At 35.3% G+C, this 24,894-nt stretch carries 24 protein-coding genes; 10 read left to right on the top strand and 14 right to left on the bottom strand.

Annotated features, from left to right (window positions below; genetic code table 11):
- Positions 1–508: 508 nt before the first annotated feature.
- Both ACHRWY_RS10725 and ACHRWY_RS10720 read left to right on the top strand, forming a co-directional pair.
- Entirely contained in the window at positions 509–676 is a 168-nt protein-coding gene (locus ACHRWY_RS10725; RefSeq protein WP_395354453.1) for a hypothetical protein, read from the top strand.
- Between the two features lie 18 nt (positions 677–694).
- Positions 695–1,210, top strand: coding sequence for a hypothetical protein (locus ACHRWY_RS10720; RefSeq protein ID WP_395354451.1), 516 nt, complete (start codon positions 695–697; stop codon positions 1,208–1,210).
- Positions 1,211–1,888: 678 nt separating this feature from the next.
- Here the strand turns inward: ACHRWY_RS10720 and ACHRWY_RS10715 are convergent.
- The 7 genes from ACHRWY_RS10715 to ACHRWY_RS10685 form a co-directional block, all read right to left on the bottom strand.
- Entirely contained in the window at positions 1,889–3,247 is a 1,359-nt protein-coding gene (locus tag ACHRWY_RS10715) for a rhodanese-related sulfurtransferase (RefSeq protein WP_395354449.1), read from the bottom strand.
- Positions 3,248–3,462: 215 nt separating this feature from the next.
- Positions 3,463–3,873 (bottom strand): BrxA/BrxB family bacilliredoxin, encoded by a 411-nt coding sequence (locus ACHRWY_RS10710; protein ID WP_029271207.1) that lies wholly within the window; start codon positions 3,871–3,873, stop codon positions 3,463–3,465.
- Between the two features lie 219 nt (positions 3,874–4,092).
- Positions 4,093–5,253: a lycopene cyclase family protein gene (locus tag ACHRWY_RS10705; protein WP_395354447.1), complete on the bottom strand. Its 1,161-nt coding sequence runs from the start codon at positions 5,251–5,253 to the stop codon at positions 4,093–4,095.
- A gap of 18 nt (positions 5,254–5,271) precedes the next feature.
- Positions 5,272–5,736 carry a thioredoxin family protein gene (locus tag ACHRWY_RS10700; protein ID WP_395354445.1) on the bottom strand — a complete coding sequence of 155 codons (465 nt, stop codon included), beginning with the start codon at positions 5,734–5,736 and terminating at the stop codon, positions 5,272–5,274.
- 181 nt (positions 5,737–5,917) lie between these two features.
- Complete coding sequence (locus ACHRWY_RS10695; RefSeq protein WP_395354444.1) at positions 5,918–8,179, bottom strand: TonB-dependent receptor domain-containing protein; 2,262 nt, start codon at positions 8,177–8,179, stop codon at positions 5,918–5,920.
- A gap of 720 nt (positions 8,180–8,899) precedes the next feature.
- Positions 8,900–9,811 (bottom strand): NAD(P)/FAD-dependent oxidoreductase, encoded by a 912-nt coding sequence (locus ACHRWY_RS10690; RefSeq protein WP_395354442.1) that lies wholly within the window; start codon positions 9,809–9,811, stop codon positions 8,900–8,902.
- Between the two features lie 11 nt (positions 9,812–9,822).
- Positions 9,823–10,176: a MerC family mercury resistance protein gene (locus ACHRWY_RS10685; protein ID WP_395354441.1), complete on the bottom strand. Its 354-nt coding sequence runs from the start codon at positions 10,174–10,176 to the stop codon at positions 9,823–9,825.
- 94 nt (positions 10,177–10,270) lie between these two features.
- Here ACHRWY_RS10685 and ACHRWY_RS10680 point away from each other — a divergent pair, with 94 nt between their 5' ends.
- From ACHRWY_RS10680 to ACHRWY_RS10670, 3 genes are all read left to right on the top strand, one after another.
- Complete coding sequence (locus ACHRWY_RS10680) at positions 10,271–10,663, top strand: Fur family transcriptional regulator (protein WP_395354439.1); 393 nt, start codon at positions 10,271–10,273, stop codon at positions 10,661–10,663.
- A 74-nt stretch (positions 10,664–10,737) separates the two neighbouring features.
- Entirely contained in the window at positions 10,738–12,609 is a 1,872-nt protein-coding gene (locus tag ACHRWY_RS10675; RefSeq protein WP_395354437.1) for an Nramp family divalent metal transporter, read from the top strand.
- A gap of 102 nt (positions 12,610–12,711) precedes the next feature.
- Complete coding sequence (locus tag ACHRWY_RS10670) at positions 12,712–13,365, top strand: metal-dependent transcriptional regulator (RefSeq protein ID WP_395354436.1); 654 nt, start codon at positions 12,712–12,714, stop codon at positions 13,363–13,365.
- A 118-nt stretch (positions 13,366–13,483) separates the two neighbouring features.
- Here ACHRWY_RS10670 and ACHRWY_RS10665 read toward each other — a convergent pair whose 3' ends face one another.
- The 7 genes from ACHRWY_RS10665 to ACHRWY_RS10635 form a co-directional block, all read right to left on the bottom strand.
- Positions 13,484–13,885 (bottom strand): hypothetical protein, encoded by a 402-nt coding sequence (locus ACHRWY_RS10665; RefSeq protein WP_395354435.1) that lies wholly within the window; start codon positions 13,883–13,885, stop codon positions 13,484–13,486.
- 101 nt (positions 13,886–13,986) lie between these two features.
- Positions 13,987–14,769, bottom strand: coding sequence for an enoyl-CoA hydratase/isomerase family protein (locus tag ACHRWY_RS10660; RefSeq protein ID WP_395354433.1), 783 nt, complete (start codon positions 14,767–14,769; stop codon positions 13,987–13,989).
- A gap of 10 nt (positions 14,770–14,779) precedes the next feature.
- The gene (locus tag ACHRWY_RS10655; protein ID WP_395354629.1) at positions 14,780–16,195 is read right to left on the bottom strand and encodes a sensor histidine kinase; all 1,416 of its coding nucleotides are present in this window, start codon (positions 16,193–16,195) and stop codon (positions 14,780–14,782) included.
- A gap of 134 nt (positions 16,196–16,329) precedes the next feature.
- Positions 16,330–16,878, bottom strand: a complete 549-nt coding sequence (locus tag ACHRWY_RS10650) for a CopD family protein (protein ID WP_395354432.1) — start codon at positions 16,876–16,878, stop codon at positions 16,330–16,332.
- A gap of 36 nt (positions 16,879–16,914) precedes the next feature.
- Positions 16,915–17,928, bottom strand: a complete 1,014-nt coding sequence (gene hemH / locus ACHRWY_RS10645) for a ferrochelatase (RefSeq protein ID WP_395354431.1) — start codon at positions 17,926–17,928, stop codon at positions 16,915–16,917.
- A 150-nt stretch (positions 17,929–18,078) separates the two neighbouring features.
- On the bottom strand, positions 18,079–18,516 hold the full coding sequence (locus ACHRWY_RS10640) for a hypothetical protein (RefSeq protein ID WP_395354430.1): 438 nt from the start codon (positions 18,514–18,516) through the stop codon (positions 18,079–18,081).
- A 104-nt stretch (positions 18,517–18,620) separates the two neighbouring features.
- Complete coding sequence (locus ACHRWY_RS10635) at positions 18,621–19,493, bottom strand: AraC family transcriptional regulator (protein WP_042563598.1); 873 nt, start codon at positions 19,491–19,493, stop codon at positions 18,621–18,623.
- Positions 19,494–19,721: 228 nt separating this feature from the next.
- On the opposite strand from ACHRWY_RS10635, the gene hemA reads away from it, so the two are divergent.
- The 5 genes from hemA to hemE all read left to right on the top strand — a co-directional run bounded on the left by hemA (position 19,722) and on the right by hemE (position 24,813).
- Positions 19,722–20,972, top strand: coding sequence for a glutamyl-tRNA reductase (hemA, locus tag ACHRWY_RS10630; protein WP_395354428.1), 1,251 nt, complete (start codon positions 19,722–19,724; stop codon positions 20,970–20,972).
- A 118-nt stretch (positions 20,973–21,090) separates the two neighbouring features.
- Positions 21,091–22,014, top strand: a complete 924-nt coding sequence (hemC, locus tag ACHRWY_RS10625) for a hydroxymethylbilane synthase (protein ID WP_395354427.1) — start codon at positions 21,091–21,093, stop codon at positions 22,012–22,014.
- Between the two features lie 11 nt (positions 22,015–22,025).
- Positions 22,026–23,075: a YhcG family protein gene (locus ACHRWY_RS10620; protein ID WP_395354426.1), complete on the top strand. Its 1,050-nt coding sequence runs from the start codon at positions 22,026–22,028 to the stop codon at positions 23,073–23,075.
- Complete coding sequence (locus ACHRWY_RS10615) at positions 23,068–23,733, top strand: uroporphyrinogen-III synthase (RefSeq protein WP_395354425.1); 666 nt, start codon at positions 23,068–23,070, stop codon at positions 23,731–23,733. The genes ACHRWY_RS10620 and ACHRWY_RS10615 overlap by 8 nt, the downstream gene beginning before the upstream one ends.
- A 54-nt stretch (positions 23,734–23,787) precedes the next feature.
- Positions 23,788–24,813 carry a uroporphyrinogen decarboxylase gene (gene hemE, locus ACHRWY_RS10610; protein WP_035687261.1) on the top strand — a complete coding sequence of 342 codons (1,026 nt, stop codon included), beginning with the start codon at positions 23,788–23,790 and terminating at the stop codon, positions 24,811–24,813.
- Positions 24,814–24,894: the final 81 nt, after the last annotated feature.

Below are 24,894 nucleotides of genomic sequence, written 5' to 3'. Positions count from 1 at the left end.
TAAACGGGAAAATATCTGACTGGCAAGGAGTAGCTAAAAAAGGAACTTTGTCCTCATTGTCCAATACAAAGTTGGTAAACGTTATTAAAGAATAGTTCGAATTGTATTTACAGCGTATTCCGTTTTTATCTGTTTTAAAGTTTTGAGATTAATTTATTTTTCAAATAAAATTAACCTTATTTATTACTCTTTTGTCTTATAGAGGCTAAGTAATATTACTGAAAATGTTATTATTGACGTACTAAAATTATTGTATTAAAAAAATAAAAAAATGTTTGATATTTTAAAAGTACTAGCACAACATACAGCCTTTTTAGAAAAAAACCTTAAATCGCTTGATATAGATCAAAAAAAAATATTGGGATCGCTTTTATCCGATTCTATTTTTTACTGCCAAATGAATCAGAATGTCTGCAACAACATTTAAAAATCGAAATTACAGAAAAACAATTAATCAGTGACATAGCAAATAATAACGTTCAGCATTTCAAAGATGCATTACAAAAATATGATGATGAAACAGATGAATATGCAGATGCAATTAGTTAACCCTGATTATCAAGGGTATCCCCATGTTGGTGGAGCTAATGAGTTTGAAAAACATACCGGGTTTAAATATGGTTCTGATGGGGCAATTGATGCTACTGCGAAGAAAAATAAGGCAGCTGCATGTTAAAGGTTAAAGGAGAGGAATATGCAAGATGTTAATATCTTTGAAAATCATGGTTTGAAATACGGATATTCTTTACACGGTCTAACGCATGAGGAGTTAAATTCAATAATCCCACACTATTTTGTTGAGAAAGAGTTTTTTATAAGCTTATATCTTGCAATGAACGGAGGTTATTTTTTAGAAGGAGCGTTTATATATCGAGATATCTTTTATAAAACACTCTCTTGTGATTATAACTTGCTTGAGGTTGAGAGCTTTTACTACATTCCATGCAAAGCGAATAGCGAATCTGATTACTTGTTATCTATCACAAAAGTATTGGAGTTAAGGAAAAAATACTATCCAGAATTAATTGATTTTTTTAAATCTCATTTTCCATTTGCAGCTGATGCAGGAGGAAATGATTTTTGGATTAACATTAATTCAGGGAGTATTGATTACATAAGATGGGAGTCGGATATTAATAATGTAATTGAAGTTTCTCCAAATTTTTTGGATTTTTGCAATAATCTTTCTCCTAAACGTCGAAAAAGTTAGCCCGCGTAGGGCGCAAAAAGGAAACGCCTTGCGCCGTATGAAATAGAAAATCAAGAACAGGCAAAATCTCACGTGAGAAGGATGTTGAAATTACATATAAATTTCACTAGTGGTTAAAGAAGAATGCCATAGAGAAAATTTCTTTTGGTGTAACAGGGGAAAATGTAGTGCTCGGAGGGAGAAGTTATTATAAAAATATTGGTTTTAGGAAAATGGCAAAACAGGCTATTACTTCAAGCACAATTTGGAAACAGCAGCCAACAGACCGTTCTATATTTACTCTGGGGAATTCTACTGAGTCTGCGTAGCGCGGAAGAGAGGCATTGGTGCGTCACATAGACTCTTCAATGTCTGCCCAACTACAAAACCTGCGTGGGTGAGCCACTCACTGCGCAGCGTCAAACAAGGCACCTCGTGGCGTGTCGGATTCTGCCTATCTGGTTCGCCTGAATAAAAAGCGCGTTCCATCACCATGATCCTATGAACCGGTCAGTTCCTGACTTCGTAGCTATAACAATACGCAAAAAACTATTTTAAAATATTGGAATGTATCCAACAGCAGAAGGAATCTAAGTTAAAAAATGCGCGAAGTCTTTCCTGTTTCAGGAGTATGATTGAGAAAAAAGCCTATTCTGTTCACACAAAATAGGCTTTTTAAAATTTTATTTCAGAGGAAATTTATCCTAAAATCTTATATATTTTATCTGACAATCTGATTCTGAAAGGCACTTCAAAAGTCACTTTATCCCCAATTTTTGCAGTTTTAGTTTCTGCTCCGTTAACAATCATTTTATCTAAAACCAATTCCTCGTTACCAGTCGTTGGTCCGGAGATTAAGATTGTATCACCCACATTTAACTCTTGGTTTTCAACAGTAAAAAGTCCAACTTGTGCTTTTACATAATAATGTTCCGCCTTACCTATAAGCGCTTTTTTTACTTTTATTTTCTGACGGATATCAAGTGGCTTTTCGGCTGCAGCCAAAGCAGTATCTGCTAAATCTCCGGAATGTTTGAATTTTAAGTTCTCCGATTTTCCTTTTCTGAAAACTTTATTTCCAACCTGCTTTCCAGTTCTTAAACGAACCTGATCAACCAAAGGCATGTGTATAACATCAAGACATTCTGTAGAGCAGCAGTTTTCCATTGCAGCCTTACATTCATCACACTGAATAAACAACAAATGGCATCCGTCATTTTCGCAATTCGTATGGTTGTCACAAGGTTTTCCGCATTGATGGCATTGTGAGATAATATCATCGGTGATTCTTTCGCCAAGACGATTATCAAACACAAAGTTTTTTCCGATGAATTTGCTTTCAAGACCTTCTGCTTCAATTTGTTTGGCGTAATTGATGATTCCGCCTTCTAATTGAAACACATTTTTAAAGCCCTGGTGCTTAAAATAAGCGCTCGCTTTTTCGCAACGAATTCCACCGGTGCAATACATCACCAGGTTTTTATCTTCTTTATGGTTCTGAAGCTGCTCGTTGATGATAGGCAAACTTTCTCTAAACGTTTCAACGTCCGGAGTAATCGCTCCTTTAAAATGCCCCACTTCGCTTTCGTAGTGATTTCTAAAATCTACTACAATTGTATTGGGATCATCCAGAATATCATTGAATTCTTTGGCTTTCAGGTGAACGCCAATATCGGTTACATCAAAAGTTTCGTCGTTCAAACCGTCAGCAACGATTTTATCACGGACTTTAATAGTCAATTTTAAAAAGGAGTGGTCATCATGTTCTACCGCTTCATTCAAACGAATGCCTTTCATGAAATCATACACTTCAAGAGTAGCCCTAAAAGCTTCTAAATTTTCTTCAGGAATACTCATCTGAGCATTTATTCCTTCTTTGGCAACATAAATTCGGCCTAAAGCATCGAGCTTGTTCCAGGCTACAAATAAATCATCGCGAAATTTTTTGGGATCTTGAATTTTGGCATACGCATAGAAAGACAACGTTAGTCGTTGTTTACCGGCATCATCGATCATGATGGCTCTTTCTTCTGCGCTTAAAGTGTTATACAGTTGCATGCTATAAACAGTTTTTAAGTTTAGAAATTATTTTTTGAAGGTGCAAAAGTAAGGAAAAAGGTTCAGAGTTGCAAAGGTTTTATTAGGCTCAAAGGTACAGAGCAACAAAGATTCAAAGGTTTTAAAAATAGCTTTCAGTAAAAACAAAAAAGCACCAAATTAATGGTGCTTTTTAAACTTTGTAACTATGTCCCTTTGTTGCTTTGAACCTCTAATTAGCAATACTCGTTAAAAGCATCTTGCAAGTTCTCAGCGATTAATTCAGCCGGACGACCTTCGATGTGGTGACGCTCTAACATGTGAACCAATTCTCCGTTTTTGAACAAAGCCATAGATGGCGATGATGGAGGAAAAGGGAACATATGTTGTCTTGCAGCATCAACAGCTTCTTTGTCTACACCTGCGAAAACCGTGATTAAGTGATCTGGTTTTTTAGCTCCTTCTAAACTCATTTTTGCTCCCGGACGTGCGTTTCTTGCAGCACAACCACAAACAGAGTTTACAACAACTAAAGTGGTACCTTCTGCTTTGATAGCATTATCTACAGCATCAGCACTATGTAAATCTTGAAAACCTGCAGCAGTCAATTCAGCTTGCATTGGTTTTACCATTTCTTCTGGATACATATCTCTTTATTTTTTAAATTTTACTTTTGATCTGCAAAGTTACAAAGTTTACTCGCAAGAACTTAATTTCAGGTATAAAGTTTTGTTATAGTTGGATTGATATTTTATGGTTGGAGAAATAGCGCACAGATTTGACGGATTTAAACTGATGAAAACAAGTTTAAATTCAGATCAAAAGAAATCTGCTATAATCTGAAGAATCTGCGTGAAATAAACTTTTTACCTCAACATTACACGAAACAAAGCTTTGAGAAATGGCAATTTAGGACATTTCAAAATGACTTTAAGATCTTCAATTAAACTCGTTTCTTCATCCAGAAATTTAAAAATCAAAGCTGGATTTCCTTTTTTGAACATCGATAAAAAAACAGCACTTCCCAACTCATTATGACGATACAGAATATCTAAAAGCAACAAATCATAAAACCAGAATCTGTTTTTTTTATGAAATGCAGACATTTTCAAATTTTCATTTTGAAGAAACCCAACCAATTCCGAAGATTTTTTATCTGAATTTTTAAAGGTATAACCCGTGCTTGCTTTTGTCCACCCGCCAGCCGTACCAATATTCAGAACACGATTTGTATTCTTTTTCCAAAAAGGGAAACAGGTCATTGGAATACTCCCCTGCTCCTTTTCTATAATTTGATATTGATCAGTGCCCAGATTTCTTAAATAGATCTGAATCTCATCTTCGTATTCTTCTTTTGGAAGAAGATTTTCAGAAAACAAGGTATATTCAATTAAAGCTTCAGTTTTAGAAATAGGCAAAACATACATAAATCGTGTATTTCCTCTTTGCTCTATCGAAAAATCCATAAAAGTCGCTTGTTCCGGATTGAAGATCTCTTCTTCTGTTTTTACAAACCAACCCACAAAATGCTGCTGCAGCACCGGATATTTGGTTTGGCTTAAAGCAAAAGCTTTGGTATAAATACTATTGAATAAAGAACCGCAGGTATACCTGTTTTCTTCTGTACCCACAAAAACATGGGTTTCGAGTTCGTTGATATCGGTTACTTTTTCATTTAAAAAAGTAATGTTTTGATGTTTAGAAAGCTCGTCAAAAACGAAATTATAAAAATCTAGTCCACGAATTTGATTGTATTGATAAGGCTTCAGGTCTAAATCACGACTGAAATTTTCATTGGCAAACAAAGCCGAATTCCATTTTTTTGAGATAACAGAATTCCAAACCGTTTCTTCTTTTGCCCAAAAACACCATGTTCTATCATTGGTTTTCTTAGTATCTTCATCCAACAACAAAATTGATTTATCATCGAATTTTCCGGACAACACCATTTTATAAACGGTCATCAAAGCAGATAAACCTGTTCCTGTAAAGATATAATTGAAGTGTGGGATTTGTGAAGAAGCCATTTTCAAAAATAAGAAATTTTATTCTTTCAATTTTTCTAAAAGCAGTTTAAAATCCTTTGGGTTAAGATAGTTGCTGTATTGTAAGATAATCTCTCTCTTTTCATTCAAAACACACAAAACCGGATACACGATTTGATTGTGGATCGTTCCTAATTGCAAAGCCAGTTCATGAACGCCAACATTATTTCCGGATGGTTTATATTTAAAAATCTGATTATTAAACGCAATATCCCGTTTTTCTTCGGCATTCAAATCAATAAAATAGAAATCAGCATTCAGTTTTTCGATGATTTCCTGATTTTTAAAAGTCGTATTCTTCATTCTTTGGCAAAACTGGCACCAATCGGTATGAATAAAAACGATTATTTTCTTCTTTTGAATGTACTGCAAACTATCCACTTCCTCAAAAGAATGGCTTTTAAGTTGACCGAATCCTGTTGAAGTTATAGCCGAGAAGAAAATCATTAGAATTAGCTTTTTCATTTGTTGTAAATTATAATTGCGCATAAATTCTAAACACATAGAAACATAGATTGTCTTCCTTTGATTAAGATCAAAATAAATGACACGTCATTTTCACATAGCTATGTGTATTAATATAAAATGAAATGCTTTTTTAAGTTGAACAAGCTATTATTCTATTTGTTACATAAATTCAGCGATTTTATCTCAAAGTATATCTCAACCCGAAAAAACCGCGAATGGTTTGATTTTGTCCGTAAACATACGTCGTATCAAAAGTCAAACCGTACGGATTATCAGGTGTTACCAAAACTTTTCCCGCTGCATCATATTGCACATTTTTATCGAAAGGATCATTGGTTCTCGAAATCAAAAATGGATTATTCCTTTTTGGTGTAAAGTTTAATAAATTCTTTACTCCGCCATACAATTCAAAATTCTTCCATCCCAAATACGTAAACTGAATGTTCTGAATACTATACCACGGCGAATTTGGACTTCTTGGATCTAAATCGCTCAATAAAGGCAGCTTCATTGGGCTGTAAACATTTCCGGTATAATCCAATGATAAATTCCATGGTTCTATTTTATAAGAAATGCTCCAGGTTCCCGTGAATTTTTCGGTTAGAAAAGGGGTTTCTGAAATTCCGTCCTGAACATTTTTATTATCCAGAACTGTAGCTCCAAGAATGAACTTTAATCCGTTTGTGAAATTCAAATCAACATTCGTACTAATTCCCTGACTGATGGCATATCCGTTGATGTTGTCGTAAATAATTTTATTGGGATCTGTTTCATAATCCGATATGATTTTATTACTGAAACGTGTATAAAAAACCGTTGTTTCGATCCCCATAAAAGTTCCGTTGGTAAAGTTTATTTTCTGAATATAATTTAGATTCGCATTTACAGATCGTTCCGGTTTTAAATCACTTTTAATCACCACATCTCTGGAACCTGTAAGCGCTGCATGATCTTCGGTAAATAAATTTACGACACGAAATCCGGTTCCTGCATTCAGACGGAAAATGGTATTTTCATTCGTTTTCCATCGATATGCAACTCTGGGTGTATAAATCGAACCGTGAATCGAGTTATAATCGTAACGCATTCCCAGCAAAACCTGACTTTTTGGAGAAAGTGTAATTTCATCCTGCACAAAAATCCCAGGCAGCCAGGTACTTTCGGCTTCTTTTGTTGCGGTTGTATTGTCGTCATAATATGAATATCGGGTCGCAATTCCGGCAAGGAAATCATTTCGACCTATCTTTTTATCCCACGTCAGTTGCAGAAAACCTATTTTCTGATTGGCGATGTATGATGTTGTTCCGTAACGGCTGTCTTGGTAATGTACATTTCCGGAAAAAGAAAGCATCAGTTTTTCTTCGAATGGCAATTGATAACTTCCTATCAACTCACCTCTTTTGGTATAAATACTTTCACCATAAATTTCATCGCCTCCACGATATTTCTTTTCCCAACGTACATCACCGCCCCAACGGTCTTCGTACATTCCGCGGGCTGCGATCGTAAACAAACGATTATTCTCTCTTTGAAAACTCCATTTATTAAAAACCGAAATTCTTTGCGAAAGCGTCACATCCGTAAATCCGTCTTTGTCTTTATCCACAACCTGATTGTAATCGAAGTAATTGATTCCCAAAAGTGTGGTTGATTTTTTAGTCGGGCTGAATTTCATTCCCACATCGACATTGGTTTCTAAATACGAAGTCGTGAAAACATCTGCAGAAAACAATGGCGCATTAGTTGGATTCTTCGTAATAATGTTGATTAAACCTCCCACGGCTTCACTTCCGTAAAGAGACGATGCAGGGCCTTTTACGATTTCGATACGTTCCACCAAAGAATTCGGAATTCCGGATAATCCATAAACGGTTGAAAGACTGCTCACGATGGGCATTCCGTCAATCAAAACCAAAGTATACGGACCTTCTAATCCGTTAATATGAATATCACCCGTGTTACAAACACCACAATTCAATTGTGGCCGGACACCGTTTATGTTTTGAAGCGCTTCGTAAATACTTGGAGTTGGATTCTTTTTGAAGAAAACCGGCGAATAAACCTCAACCGGAACAGCGCTTTCTAAACGTTTTACTGCTTTTAGGGTTCCGGAAACTACCACTTCATTTAGTTGGTTTTCATTATCGGTCAATTCAAAATCATAAGATTGAATGGAATCTTTAATTACCTCTATTTTCTTCTTTATAGTCTGAAAACCTACCTGAGAAACCTGAATTGTATAATTTCCAACAGCAACATTTTCGAATGTATAATACCCTAAACTATCGGTAATAGTTTTATGCTTTGTTCCTGTTAAATGAACATTTACGAACTGTAATTTATGGCCTTCACCGGAGATAAATCCTGAAACAGAACTCGTTTCCTGGGCGAAGGTAATTTGCAAACCAAACAAAAGCAATATCAAAAAAAGTTTTTTCATTGTTTTAAAATTAAATTTAGACAAAACTAAAAATTAAATTTGACAAATAATGTTTCTAAAGCAAGAAACTTTTAAAAGTGTTTTATTTCAATTCTTTGGAGTTATTTTTAACACATAGAAACATAGATTTTATAGTTCTTTTTTTAGGACGTAAAAAGAAAGCCCGCTTTCTAAAACATAGCCAGACTATGTAAATTGAGAAAAACAAAAAAAGACTTTAACCAAACCTATACAATTTGGCTAAAGCCTTTTTCAATTCAAATCTTTATTCCCCTGGCTTCAGCCAGGGGCTATGCAAAGAGAATTTTACGGGTCCCATTATAAAACATAACCAAATGGTGTAAACCAATAAAAAATGGAACATTTTTTTTGTGCCGTTAGGCACTAAACATTGGTAGAAAATATGAATTGGAATATAATTGACGCGTGCCATAGGTACGCAACAAAATAATAGCTGTTGCGTACCTACGGCACGCTAAACTAATGTTGAATTAATAAATACCAATATTTAGTGTCTAAAGGCACATTTAATCGCTTGATAATGTAACTATATTATCTCGTAAGTTTAAAAATTAAATAAATTCACAGCCCGATAATTTCTTTATTAAACAAAAGAAAAGCTTTCTAAAACATAGCCAGTCTATGTGAATGAATGTAAAAGTGAAATGCCTTTTTAAGCGATTACAATAACTATGTTTCTATGTGTTTAAATAAATAAGCTTAAACAAATTCTTCGTCGATAATTTCTTTATTGATCATCGCTCCTGCAAAAGATCCGGAAGAAACCGCCAATGTAACAGACCTTGCCTGAACATGACAATCGCCACTTGCAAAAACTCCCGAAATTGTCGTTTTCTGAAAAGCATCTGCTTTTAGCAAACCTTGTTCAGTCAATTCGCAGCCTAAAGTTTCCGGTAAAGGGCAATGCTGCTCAAAAGGTGCTTTGAAATAAATGGCTTTGACATCAATTTTAGGTGCATCTTTAAAAATAACATACTGAATATTTCCGTTTTCCTGCTCTATCATAACAATTTCATCCTCAATAATTTCAATTTTATGTTGCTTCAAAATTCGAGATTGTTCTGAAGTAAAAGTTCCTTTTCCATTGGTTAATATTCTTAAATCTTTCGTCCAGTTCGAGATTAGTTTCGCATATTCAAAACCCATATCACCATTGGCAATAATTGCCGTTTTTTCTTTTTTAACTTCATAACCGTGACAATACGGACAATGCAAAATCGAAATGCCCCAACATGCGGCAAAACCATCAATTTTAGGAAGAAGGTCTTTTATTCCAGTCGCAAACAATAGTTTTTTAGAAGTGAATGCTTTTCCGGATTCCGTTTTGATCTCAAATCCGGATTCCGTTTTATTGGCACTAATTGCCAATCCTTTATAAAACTGAACAGTATCATAAAAATCGACCTGTATTTTGGCTTTCGCCGAAATAACTGCAGGTTTTTCACCATCATGTGTAATAAAATTATGCGAATGTGGCGTTTGTCTGTTACACGGCAAACCACTATCGATAACCAAAACGTGTCGTAAAGAACGGCCTAAACTCATTGCAGCCGAAAGTCCGCTATAACTACCTCCGATAATGATAACGTCATACGTATTATTTTCTATCATATTTGATTGATTTAATGATTATTATTTTTATGCATTTTGTAATTTAAGAGATGCCCGATAATCATTCCAATACCTCCAATAAAAATCAGGTAAAGATGAATGTCCAGAAAAAGTTCCGTTAAAACACTGATCCAGATTAGTGCCATCGAAATGATCAGTACTGTAGATATTAAAAGACTGGATTTATTTATAATTTTGAGAATTGCAAATAATCCCATCGTGGCAAAAATCAAATCGATAAAAGGATTATGACTTATGCCTAAAGGCAGAATCGTTAAGAGCGGAAAGACCAGACAATGAACCAGGCAAATGGTTGCACTTGAAATTCCTAAAATATCGTAAAAAGGTGTGGTGGATTTCTTCATTTTCAGTACATTTGCTTAATGCAATTTAGTTGCAAATATATCAATTTATTTTAATTGCAACTATGTTGCGTTAATATTTTTAATTGCTTTAAAAATGAAAACAACGAGAAACACAGCAGCAAAGACAGCCGTTCTGGAGATTTTTGGGAAATCTAAAACCGCATTGTCCCATACCGAAATTCACAAACAAATCGATGATTTATGTGATCGCGTTACAATTTACAGAATCTTGGACCGACTCGTCAATGATGACATTATTCATAAAATCGTTAACTTAGACGGAACGGTAAAATATGCCAAATGCCATCATCATGCACAACGTGTACACATTCACAACCACGCCCATTTTAGCTGCGAGAAATGTCTGGAGGTAACTTGTCTGGAAAATGTAAAACCGAGTTACATCATTCCGCACAATTATAAAGTAAATGACATAAACTTTACGTTGTCAGGATTATGCCCGAATTGTTTAAATTCTAACATTTAAGTTTTAGACTCGCCTAAAAATTTTGTTTTACGAATGTAATTTTTCTATATATTTGTTCAAACAACATTTTTACAATGACTAGATCTTTAGATGAGGTAAACCAATCGGTTGCTACAGAACATAAAAAAACAGGATTCAGAAAAATATTGGCCTTTTTGGGCCCTGCCTATTTAGTAAGCGTAGGTTATATGGACCCCGGGAACTGGGCAACAGATATTGCCGGCGGTAGTCAGTTTGGATATTCGCTGCTTTGGGTTTTGTTAATGAGTAACTTAATGGCTTTGCTTCTTCAGAGCTTAAGTGCAAGGCTGGGCATTGTAACACAACGCGATTTAGCGCAAGCTTCAAGAGAAACGTATTCGAAGTTTATCAACTACATTTTATATTTTCTGGCTGAAATTGCTATTGCAGCATGTGATCTTGCCGAAGTATTAGGAATGGCAATCGGGATTAACCTTCTTTTTGACATTCCGCTAATTGAGGGTGTTTTGATTACCGTTTTAGATACTTTTTTATTACTTTTCTTAATCAATAAAGGAATCCGTAAAATGGAAGCCTTTATTATTGTTCTGGTGGCCATTATTGGGTTCTCGTTTATTTTTGAAATGATTTTTGCCGAGCCGGAACTGGATAAAGTTCTTTATGGGTTGATTCCATCCGTTCCAAGTTCTGCAGCTTTGTATATCGCTATCGGAATTATTGGTGCAACCGTAATGCCTCACAATTTATACCTGCATTCTTCATTGGTACAAACCCGTAAATTCGATCGTACTCCGGCAGGAATCAAACAAGCTCTGAAATATAATTTTATAGATTCGACTATCGCTTTAAACCTTGCTTTTTTTGTCAACGCCGCCATTTTAATTTTGGCTGCAGCCACATTTTACAGAAACGGAATGTTTGAAGTTGCCGAAATTCAGGATGCCCATCAGTTTTTAGAGCCTTTGTTAGGAACCAAATGGGCACCTATTTTATTTGCTGTTGCTTTAATTGCCGCAGGACAAAGCTCAACCGTAACCGGAACCTTAGCCGGACAAATTGTAATGGAGGGCTATTTAAATTTAAGAATTCAGCCTTGGGTCCGACGCATTATAACACGTTTAATTGCGATTGTTCCGGCTGTTGTCGTGATTTTAATTTATGGAGAAAGCGTAACCGGAAAGCTTTTGATCCTAAGCCAGGTTATTTTGAGTTTGCAATTGGGATTTGCGATTATTCCCCTGATACATTTTGTGAGTGATAAAACCAAAATGAAGGGTTTTCATATTTCAAGAACCACACAAATTGCTGCCTGGATTATTGCTTTGATTATTGTTTCGCTGAATGCAAAATTGGTTTATGATGAAATCAGTTCATGGCTTGCCGATTCAAGTCATCCGGTGATTCTTTGGTTCACGGTTGTTCCGCTTGCCTTTGGTTTTCTGGCTTTGTTGTTATACATCATTGCGAAGCCTTTTATAGCAAGGGCAAAATTAAACATAGAAAACCATTCTCCGCATCATTTAAAACTGGTTTACACTCCTAAAGAATCTTACGGAAAGAAAAACATAGCCATTTCAGTAGACTTTTCTAAAGCCGATGAAGCTGCACTTAACAATGCCTTTGAATTGGGCGGAATCGACGCGCAATACACTTTAATTCATATTGTAGAAACCGTTGGGGCTTTAATGTATGGCGGGCATGTTGACGATCATGAAACAACTGTCGACGAAAGGTTATTATTAGAATATAAAGAGATGCTTTCGCAGAAGGGATTCAGGATCGAAACTGAACTTGGTTTCGGAAAACCTAATGCCGTGATTCCAAAGATTATTAATGCCGGTAACTTTGATGTTCTGGTTATGGGAACCCACGGCCACACTGGATTAAAAGATATTTTATTTGGTACAACCGTAGACAAATTGAGACATAAAATTTCAATACCTTTGTTGATTGTTAAAAAATAGTTCTTTTCAAAGGGACAAAGGTTCAGAGGTACAAAGCGACAAAGGTTGTAAAAACTCTGGACCTTTGTCGCTTTGCAGCTTTGAACCTCAAAAATAAAAAAAATGACTTTTTCAGAAGAAAATTATCTAAAATCGATATATCACCTTACTACTTCTAACGATTCAGAAGTAAGTACGAACGCTATTGCGGAAATGATGGAAACTAAAGCTTCATCGGTTACGGATATGCTTAAAAAGTTATCTGAGAAAGATTTAGTAAATTATAAAAAATACCAGGGGGTTTCTTTAACCGAAAATGGAAAGTTAGCAGCAAAAATGATTGTTCGAAAACATCGATTATGGGAAGTTTTTTTGGTTGAAAAACTGAATTTTTCCTGGGATGAGGTTCATGATATTGCCGAACAACTGGAACACATCAAATCGGAACAATTGATTAATCGTCTGGATGATTTTCTGGGAAATCCTACCGAAGATCCGCACGGAGACCCAATCCCGGATGCGAACGGAAGAATTGTTAAAATCGAGAAACACTTACTTTCTGAATTAACCGAGAATCAAACCGGAGTTTGTGTGGGTGTGAAAGATACTTCATCAGAATTTTTGAAATATCTGGACAAACAGGAAATTGCTTTGGGTTCTCAGATTGAACTTTTATCTAAAGAATCGTTCGACTTATCTGTTAGGATTAAAATTGATGGTCGCGAATTGTCTATATCTAATAAAATTGCTTCTAATCTGTTTGTGAAGCTGGTATAGGTTATTTCACGGAGATTCGTGGAGAAAATTCACAGACGGTCGCGAACGTTTTTTTTATTTAGACAAATCCATTTTTGTAGCAACGGATTTTAATCCGTTTACCACAAAGTTTTATATTTTAAACAATTCCTTTCTCGATCATTTCTAACATTACCGGCGACGCATTTTTGAATGTTGGTTCTTGTTCGATAATACTTCCTGCATTCTTTTTGTTTACTTTAAACGTCACATCATTGTCTGTGCTAAACAACAAAGCGGTCAAAAACGGATTTTTGATATAAGTCCCCAACACTAATAACGCTTCATCTAAAGTATGGGTGCTTTCGATTTCTTCGGTTTTGTAACGGGTAGTTAATGCGATTGAATAGGTATTGTCTTCATTTATCGCCAAACGGAAATAGATGTTTTTGATCTCGGTATCACCAATGGTTTTTGCCAGAGTTAATTTGGCAAAAGTACCGGCTTGGATGCTTTCTTTGACGCGCTCGCAAAAAAGAGCGAATATAGGTTCGTAGGACATGATTGTTTGTGTTATTATTTTAACCGCAAGGTTCGCTAAGTTTTATAATTTCCTTGTGTACTTTGCGTAAACTTTTGCGAACTTTGCGGTTAAGAAGAAAATTATTTTCCTGTAAATTCGGCTTTACGTTTTTCTAAGAATGCGGTTGTTCCTTCTTTGAAATCCTGCGTTCCAAAGCATTTTCCGAACGATTTAATTTCAGTATCGAATCCGTTTTTACCATCTGTATAGTTGGCATTAATCGCTTTTATCGCTTTGCTGATGGCAAATGGGGCATTTTTAATGATTTTTTGAGCAATTCCTTTAGTAAAATCCAATAATTCGGCTTGTGGTACTACGTGATTTACTAAACCGTATTGTTTGGCTTCGTCTGCAGAAACCATCGCTGCGGTCATGATCATTTCCATCGCACGGCCTTTACCTACTAATTGAGGCAAACGTTGTGTTCCTCCATAACCGGGGATCAATCCTAAAGTTACTTCCGGTAATCCCATTTTAGCATTGTCTGATGCTACTCTAAAATGACACGCCATAGCTAATTCTAATCCGCCGCCCAGAGCAAAACCGTTAACGGCAGCAATTACTGGTTTTTTCAGGTTTTCTATAAAATCGAATAATGATTCCTGCCCTTCAGCTGCTAGTTGTGCACCTTCGACAATGGTATAGTTGGCAAATTCCGAAATATCGGCTCCTGCAACGAATGCTTTTTCGCCACTTCCGGTAATTATGATTACCCGAACATCATCATTTTTGCCTAATAATTTTACCGCTTTACTCAAGTCGCTGATAGTAGCTTTGTTTAAAGCGTTTAGTTTTGTAGGTCGGTTAATGGTTACGGTTGCTATTTTTTCTTCAATCGAGATTAAAAGATTTTCGTAGTTCATGACGCTGAATTTATGAGTTTGTGATGGGTAAAGAAACTGTAAATGTGGTTCCTTTTCCGTATGTTGATTCAAAGGTAATTGTTCCTTTGTAATTTTCGATAATGTTTTTTATAATTCCGAGTCCTAGTCCCATTCCGCTGGTTTTTGTGGTAAACTTGGGTTCAAAAATCCGGCCAATATCCAGCTTCTGAATTCCGATTCCGTTATCTTTTACCGCAATTTGAACGTTATTGTCCTGTCGTTTTACAGTAACTAAAATAGATTTGTGAAATTGACTTTCCGGAATGGCCTGTGTTGCATTTTTAACCAAATTGGTAATGACACGGATTAATTGCGTACGATCCATTTTTGAGATGATTTCTTCTTCTTCACTTTCAAAAACAATATAATCTTCGTTGAAAATATCCAAAGAAAGCTCGACAACCTCAACCACGTTTAAGGTTTCGTTTTGTTGTGCCGGCATCGATGCAAAATTCGAAAATGCCGAAGCTACTGCCGTCATGGTATCTATTTGCTGAATTAATGTTTCGGAATAGTCATTTAATTTTTGCTTTACATCTGGTGCGGTCGGATCAAATTTGCGTTGAAAACTCTGTACCGTCAGGCGCATTGGCGTAAGCGGATTTTTAATTTCGTGCGCTACTTGTTTTGCCATTTCGCGCCAGGCTTCTTCACGTTCGCTTTGTGCTAATTTTATGGCACTGGTTTCGAGTTTGTCCACCATTCCGTTATACGCCTTGATTAAGAAGTTTACTTCTTTGCTATTGGCTTCTAATACGATTTTCTCGTTTTTCTGATCCAGATTGGTTTCTTCTAAACGATCTGAAATGGTTTTCAGTGACTTTGTAATATAAGTGGAAAGGAAATACGCCAATGCAAATGCCACAACCAGCATAAACGAATACACCTGGCTTAAACGAATCAGGAAAGTATTTAATTCGTTATCATAATAACCGTCGTCTTCTAAATACGGAAGATTTAAAATTCCGAGTGGTTTGAATTTTTCATCTTTGATCAAACTATACGATGATCGGTTTTTGACTCCATCTATGGTTTTAATATCTACAAAACGCTTTTCGATAGAAGAACGTACTAATTTCAGGATATATTCCGGAATTGGCGGCGCTACTTTATCTACCGCAAAAGATTCTTTGGAGGATTTGAGTAATTTCCCGTCAAGGCTGTAAATATTAATTTCGATTTTGTGAATCTGGGCTAATTCGTGGATTTTATCTTTAAAAATCAGATCCAGATTTCCGGTTTTCAGCGGATAGGTTGTAGTCGATAACACATAGTTAATGTGTTCTTTTACCGCATTTTCTTTTCGCTCGAGACGTTCCTGATGGTATTCTTTGGCTTCGGTTTTAAACTGAATAATCGAAATGGAAGCCAATAAAAAAGATGCCACAACAATCAATACAATCATCGACAGGAAAATCCTGGTACGCAGTGAAAGCATCGACATTTTGAAGTTGTTCAGCATATTTTTGTTTTGTTTGTTTCAGGTTTCAGGTTTCAGGTTTTGTTGGGGTAACAGCCTGAAACCTGAAACTAAAAAAACTATTTTCTTTCTCTTATTCTTTTGTAAAATTTAAATCCAAGCATAAGAAGAGCCGAAAATAAAATGATTCCGACTACTCCGAAAATCCAGTTAAAAGCACTCTTTAAAACTACTAAAAAAACAACTGCAAACAATATAATTGTTGCGCCTTCATTCCATAAACGCATATAGTTGCTTGAATATTTGACTTCATCATTTTGCAATTGCTTAAAAATTTGATGGCATTTTAAATGGTACAAATACAATAGAAAAACGAAACCTAATTTAATATGCATCCATGGCATTTTCAGCCAGGCATTTCCTAAATCAGTAAAAAACAACATCCAAAAAGCAAAAACACTCGCTAAAATTGCAGATGGCCATGTAATAATGTACCACAAACGATAGCTCATTATTTTAAATTGTGCCTGCAAAATTTCTTTTTCAGGAGATGATTTATCGTTGGCTTCAATTTGATATACAAATAAACGTACTATATTAAACAATCCTACAAACCAAGTTAGTACGAAAATAATATGTAGCGATTTTAAGTAGTTATAATATTCCATTATAAAGTCTTTTTTCTTTACTCTTTGTTCTATTTTCTATTTAGCCCAGTCGTTAATCCAATTTCCAACCGTTTCACACCATTCATCATCATCATTCAAACATGGAATTGCTAAGAATTCTTCTCCTCCGTTTTTCTCGAAATCTTCTTTGGCACGCATGGCAATTTCCTCAAGAGTTTCTAAACAATCAGAGACGAAAGCAGGTGTTACAACCGCCAGATTCTTGATCCCTTTTCCTGGCATTTTATCAATTTCAACATCGGTATAAGGTTCTAACCATTTGTCTCCCGCTAAACGCGACTGAAAAGTCAGACTATATTTATCTGCCGGAAGTCCTAATAATTTTACCACTTGTCTTGTCGTTTCATAACATTGGTGACGGTAACAGAAATCGTGTGCCGGCGAAGGCGTGTTACAGCAGGAACCATCGATTTTACAATGCGATTTGGTTACATCGGTTTTGCGGATATGACGTTCCGGGATTCCATGATAAGAGAACAACAAATGATCATAATCAAAACCTACTAAATGTTTCTGAATAGAATCGGCTAAATTCTTGATGTAATCCGGCTTGTTGTAAAACGCGGGAACATCAGTAAAAGTCATTTGTGGAAATTTCTTTTTACGGATTTCTTCTGCTTTTACTAAAATCGTCAAAGTAGAAGCCATGGCGTATTGCGGATATAAAGGGAAAAGCAACACTTCGGTAACGCCTTTATCGTGCAGTTCCTGAAGTCCTTTTTCGATAGTCATACTTCCGTAACGCATAGCTAATGCGACAGGAACATTTACTAAAGGCTGCACTTTTTTCTGCATTCTTTCAGAAAGCACTACTAAAGGAGAGCCTTCTTCCCACCAGATTTTAGCGTAAGCATGTGCTGATTCTTCCGGTCTTTTTCTTAAAATAATACCTCTAACTAAAAAGGCCCTTAACAAATACGGAACATCGATTACGTATTTGTCCATTAAAAATTCGTCTAAATACGGTTTTACATCTTTTGCAGTTGGACTTTCTGGAGATCCTAAGTTTACTAATAATACGCCTTTCATTATAATTTTCTTGCTTTAGGCTTTAAGCTTTAGGCTTTAAGCATTTGTTTAAATTTTCGTCAAAAGTAGCACTAGCCACTTCTTAGAAATATGATAATTATTATTTTTTATTTATGTCCTTATTTATAAAATTGATGCTTAGAAACATCTTTAGTTTTTATTCTTTTTATATGTTTCAAATAGTTTTTCTAACGATTTGTAATCTTCCTCTGTTCCGAAGTTCTCTGTCTGAATTTCTTTTTTAGAACTAATCAGATAAAACTGGCGACAGGAAAGACATATTTTCGCTATCCCTGAAATTTTTTTATTCTTTTTAAAAATCAAAATATCTCTATACTGCGGTGCACAGGCATAAACATTTTCAAACATCTTTACAGAAGATTTCTCTAAAAAAATATCATCTCTTATATACTCAATGTCTTTCTGCGATAACTCAAATTTAGAAAACCCATGAGAATTAATTGTTTTGTAAAAAATAGCATTATTTACCTTCTCAGGATAATTATCAAAAAAGATTTTATCAAAAATACCATTGTCAATGCTTTTACTATTGTTCTCTCCCATTTCTTCTTCTTTACTTTTATTCAATGAATAATATTCAACGCTGTCAAAATCAAAAAACTTTTTTTCTTCTTTTGATTTGCAAGACAGGAATAAGAAAAGTAACAATACTATTGAATATTTATTGACCATTATACATTCGTATTAATCGACATCAAATACTTTTTAGGAGTTGTGGCAAACTTTTTCTTGAACGCCGCTATAAAATGACTTCCGGTGCTGTAGCCAATTTTCAATCCTACTTCGTTTACATTATAAGATCCGCTGTCGAGCAGTTTTCGGGCGAAATCCATTTTGTAATCAAACAGAAAACCGTAAACCGTATCACCGTAGATCTGTTTGAAACCCATTTTGAGTTTCTTTAAATTCAAACCAATTTCATCTGCTAATTCCTGTAATCCGGGCGGTTCAGCCATATTGGCGATAATGATTTCTTTTGCTTTTCGGATTTTCAGAACATTATCTTCATCAATCAAAAACGGACATTGCTCTGCGTTTGGATCTTCGGTTCTGTTAAAATACAAACTCAATAATTCGTATCCTTTTCCTTTATAATAAAGGTTTTTTATCGATGGATGAAGGTTGTAATGAAACAGCTGACTCAACACAATAGCCATAGAAGGACTGATATTTCCTTCGTTATAATACTTTTTGTCCTTATTATCAGGGCTTAAAAAAGTAATATAATCTGCTTCGGCAGAAAACAACGCGTGAAATTTCTTAATTGATACTATTACGGAGATCACCCAGGAATTTGGAGCTAATTCTAAATTCAGCGGCAATTCCTTCTGCGGATTATACAAAAGCAGCGATTTTTCTTCTTTCAGATCTAAGGCGTATGTGCCCTGATTGAACAAGAATTTAGCATTCCCTTTTATCCCGAAATGAAACTGTATCAGGCCACTACCAACTTCGTGCTGTCCGAAAAAGGGCTCTGAACTGTCATTTTGAAAACGAATAAGCGTAAAGTCGTCTTCAATTTTAATAATTTCCTGAGAACTCATAGCGATGTTTTTTAAGAATAAAAATCAAGATAATCATCTGACCTTATTTAGAATCACTCTAAACAAAACGTTTCTAACCAATTGATTTTGCTACAAAAATACTTCTTTTTGCATAAAAACAGCTCTTTAGAAACAAAAAAACATGCAGCGATACAAAAAGTACTTTGAGCGTTACTTTTATAAACACTATAATCATAATTTTGTTGACACTTTTATGAAAGTGAATTTATGGAAAACAATAACGTACCGAAACATCTTTATTTTTATTCAGTTGGTCTGAGTTATAAAAAAGCCGATGCTGAGGTAAGAGGTAAATTTAGTTTGGATGCAATTGCAAAAACGCGTTTGCTGGAACAGGCTAAAGAAGAAGGAATAGAAAGTTTGATTGTCACTTCGACCTGCAACAGAACCGAGATTTATGGTTTTGCAGAACATCCATTTCAATTAATAAAACTAATTTGCGATAACAGCAACGGTTCAGTTGATGCTTTTCAGAAAGTTGGTTTCGTTTATAAAAATCAGGAAGCTATTAGTCATATGTTTCGCGTAGGAACTGGTTTAGACAGTCAGATCTTAGGCGATTTTGAGATAATTTCCCAAATCAAGACCAGTTTTGCCCATTCAAAATCTATGGGATTGGCCAATGCTTTCTTAGAAAGACTGGTAAACGCGGTGATCCAGGCCAGTAAAAAGATCAAAAACGAAACTGAAATCAGCTCAGGCGCAACATCGGTTTCTTTTGCATCGGTACAATACATTATTAAAAATGTAGAAGATATTGGCAATAAAAACATTTTACTTTTCGGAACAGGAAAAATCGGAAGAAATACTTGCGAGAATCTTGTCAAACATACCAAAAACGAACACATTACTTTAATTAACCGAACTAAGGACAAAGCTGAGAAATTGGCCGGAAAACTCAATTTGATTGTTAAAGATTATTCAGAGTTACACTTAGAACTTCAAAAAGCGGATGTTGTGGTTGTCGCTACAGGTGCTCAAAACCCAACGGTAGACAAAGCCATTTTAAATCTAAAAAAACCTTTATTGATTTTAGACTTATCGATTCCTAAAAACGTTCATGAAAACGTAGAGGAATTAGAAGGCGTGACTTTAATTCATATGGATTATTTGTCACAATTGACAGATGAAACTCTAGAAAACAGAAAACTACACATTCCTGCTGCCGAAGCAATTATCGAAGAAGTAAAAGAGGAATTTGTAACTTGGACTAAAGGCCGCAAATTTGCACCAACAATCAATGCTTTAAAAGAAAAACTGAATGCTATTAAAGTTTCAGAATTGGATTTTCAAAGCCGTAAAATTGCAGATTTTAATGAAGCCCAAGCCGAAATCATCAGCAACAGAATCATCCAGAAAATCACTACTCATTTTGCCAATCACTTAAAAGACGACGATACGATGGTCGATGAAAGCATCGAATGGATCGAGAAAGTCTTCAAAATAAAAGCATCTTAAATAAAATTTAAACCATATAAGTTATATAAGTCCATTTAATAGCAAACGGTCAATTATTTTTTTCCGACCCCAACAGCTTAAATTATCTTATATAACTTATATGGTGAAATTCAACAAAATGGCTGAAAAAACAATCAGAATTGGAACTCGCGATAGCGAATTGGCACTTTGGCAGGCACATACTGTCGAAAAAAAACTAAACGATTTAGGGTATAAAACTTCGATTGTTGCGGTAAAATCTACAGGCGACATTATTCTTGACAAACCTCTTTATGAACTCGGAATCACCGGAATCTTTACTAAAACTTTAGATATTGCCATGATCAATGGTGATATTGACATTGCAGTTCATTCGATGAAAGATGTTCCAACAGCCTTACCAAAGGGTATTGTTCAGGCAGCCGTTTTAGAAAGAGCCAATGTTCTGGATATTTTAGTTCACAAAGGCAATCCTGATTTTGCGAATCCAAGTACTATTGCAACCGGAAGTTTACGTCGTCAGGCGCAATGGTTTAACAAATACCCAAACCATACGGTAGTTGATTTACGCGGAAACGTAAATACGCGCATGCAAAAACTAGAAGACAACAACTGGGACGGAGCCGTTTTTGCCGCTGCAGGTTTGGAGCGCATTAACCTGAAACCAGGAAATTTTATCAATTTAGACTGGATGGTTCCGGCACCGGCACAAGGCGCAATGCTGGTTGTCGCAATGGAAAATGACAATTACACACTTGACGCCCTTTCGCAATTAAACCATATCGAAACTGAAATCTGTACACATATCGAACGTCAGTTTTTAAGAACGTTAGAAGGGGGCTGTACTGCGCCAATTGGAGCTTTAGTTACTTATAACGAAGACGAAGATACTTTACATTTTCAAGGTGTTTTACTTTCTGTTGACGGAAAACAAAAACTTGAAATCGACAAAACTGTTGATATTGCAGAATGGAAAAAACTAGGATTCTTCGCTGCGCAGGAAATTTTAAATAATGGCGGAGCAGAATTGATGGCATCTATTAAAGAATCCCTTAAAAAATAATTTTAAAATTCATGGAAATTAACGATCAGATCATAGCTATTCAATATGAATCCTTTTTAGTTGAAGTAACTAATTTGGTACAAAATCATAGGATTAAGGCTGTCCAATCTGTTCAAACTATTTCTAACACCTTATACTGGAGTATAGGAGAACTTATAATTAAAAAACAAGAAGAGTTTGGCTGGGGGAAATCAATTGTTGAACTATTAAGTAATGACTTAAGCAAAACAATTGGAGAAGGAATCAGCTGGTCGCCAAGAAATCTATGGTTTATGCGCCAATTGGTTAACGAGTATTCAAATCTGAATCAAGTTGATTCAGATTTAAGAAACATTAAAAATCTTGTCACAAATGTACCTTGGCAACACAATATCTTAATTATTCAGAAGGTAAAAGATCCAAAAGCAAGAATATTTTATTTAGAAAGTACTATAAAAAACAAATACAGCCGATCAGTATTATTGCATCAAATTAAGGCCGACTCATATAATAAATACCTGCAAAATCCATCACAAAATAATTTTCAAAAAGTATTAGCAGAACAGTTTTTAGAACAAGCACAAGAAAGTATTAAAAGCACTTATAGCTTAGATTTTCTTGATATAAATAAACCTATTTCCGAAAGAGATTTAGAAAATTCTATGGTAGAGAAGGTAAAAAGACTTATGTTAGAACTAGGATACGGTTTTTGCTTTATTGGAAATCAATATCGCCTTTCATTAGGCAATAAAGATTATTATATAGACTTACTATTTTATCATCGTATATTAAAATGTTTAGTCGCTGTAGAATTAAAAGTAGTTGAATTTGAGCCCGAATTTATAGGTAAACTTGATTTCTATCTTCAATTAATAGACGATCAGCTAAAACAAGATGATGACAAACCAAGTATTGGAATATTATTAGTTCCGGAAAAGGATCATTTAGAAGTAGAATATGCGTTACGAAGCGTGAATAAACCAATTGGTGTCTCAGAATATATTTTGAGTAAAAAATTACCTAAAGAGTTAGAAGGTAAATTACCTACTACTGAGCAATTCAAAAATATATTAAATGAGTAATAGAATCAACATATTATCTACAAAAAAGCTATCAGGCGAACAAAAACAAGCATTGGTAAAAGCCAATATTGAAGTAATCGAATCTGATTTCATTCAAACTCAAAACAAACCTTTTGAACTGAAAGACCTCAACGAAAATCTGATTTTTACGAGTCAAAATGCCGTTTACAGTGTTTTATCCGATCCGAAATCAGAACAACTGAAAAGCAAAAACGTGTTTTGTGTGGGCTTAAAAACAAAAATCCTTTTATCTGAAAACGGATTTAATGTAGTGGCTTATACCGGTTATGCTTCAGATTTAGCCGAAATTATTACTTTGATTTACCGTAATGAAAGCTATACTTTTTTTAGCGGAAATCTTCGTAGAGATACTTTACCACAAGCTCTAAAAGATGCTGATGTGAAATTCAATGAAATTCAGGTTTATGATACTTCGTTGACTCCACAAAAAATAAAAAATATCGTTGACGGAATCTTATTTTTTAGTCCTTCCGGCGTTGAAAGTTATTTGAAAGACAACACGATTAAGAAAGAAAAGTGCTTTTGCATAGGAGAAACCACTGCAGAAGCTTTACATAAAATAACCAAAAACATCATCATTGCAGATCAGCCTACGGTTGAAGACGTAATCGAAGATGTAATTGAAGAATATAAATAATAACAACAAACCTAACAGGTTTTAAAAAACTGTTAGGTTTAAAATATAAAAACAATGTTAAAAAACGACCTATTTTTAAAAGCATTAAAAGGAGAAACTGTTCAACGTCCGCCAGTATGGATGATGCGTCAAGCCGGAAGATATTTACCGGAATTTATCGCTTTACGTGATAAATATGATTTTTTTACCCGTTGTCAGACTCCGGAATTAGCTGCCGAAATCACGGTTCAGCCTATTCGCAGAATTGCACCGGATGCAGCAATTTTATTCTCGGATATCCTGGTTGTACCGCAAGCAATGGGAATCGAAGTTTTAATGAAAGAGAATTTTGGTCCGTTTTTGCCAAACCCAATTCGTTCTTTGGCTGATGTTCACCGTGTTTATGTTCCGGACATTCAGGAAAGTTTAGGCTATGTAATGGATGCCATTAAATTGACTAAAGAAATGCTGAACGACGAAGTGCCTTTAATTGGTTTCGCCGGTTCACCGTGGACCATTTTCTGTTACGCTGTTGAAGGAAAAGGTTCTAAAAGTTTTGATACTGCAAAAGGATTTTGTTTCTCAAACCCTGCCGCAGCACACACATTATTACAAAAAATTACAGATACTACCATTTTATACTTAAAAGAAAAAGTAAAAGCAGGAGTTGATGCTGTTCAGATTTTTGATTCCTGGGGAGGAATGCTTTCGCCGGTTGATTATCAGGAATTTTCATGGAAATACATCAACCAGATCGTTGAAGCTTTGGCGGATCACGCGCCGGTTATTGTTTTCGGAAAAGGATGTTGGTTTGCTCTGGGCGAAATGGGTAAAAGCAGAGCTTCGGCTTTGGGGGTAGACTGGACGTGCTCGGCTAGAAATGCGCGCTATTTGTCTGGTGGAAATATTACTTTACAAGGAAACTTTGATCCGTCAAGATTGCTTTCTCCAATTCCAACCATCAAAAAAATGGTTCACGAAATGATCGACGAGTTCGGAAAAGATAAATATATTGTAAATTTAGGTCACGGAATTTTACCAAATATACCTGTAGACCACGCAAAAGCGTTTATTGACGCGGTTAAGGAATACGGGAACTAAAATATAGTATTCGGTATCCGGTCGCAGTTTTCAGACTTGAAAATTGCGACTGGGACTGATAGCTTCAAAAAACCATGCCTG

This window comes from Flavobacterium sp. FlaQc-48, assembly GCF_044007335.1.
In the GTDB taxonomy this organism is placed as follows: Bacteria; Bacteroidota; Bacteroidia; order Flavobacteriales; family Flavobacteriaceae; genus Flavobacterium.
The sequence above is the reverse complement of the archived record's forward strand: the minus strand, read 5'-3'. Positions and strand labels throughout refer to the sequence as shown.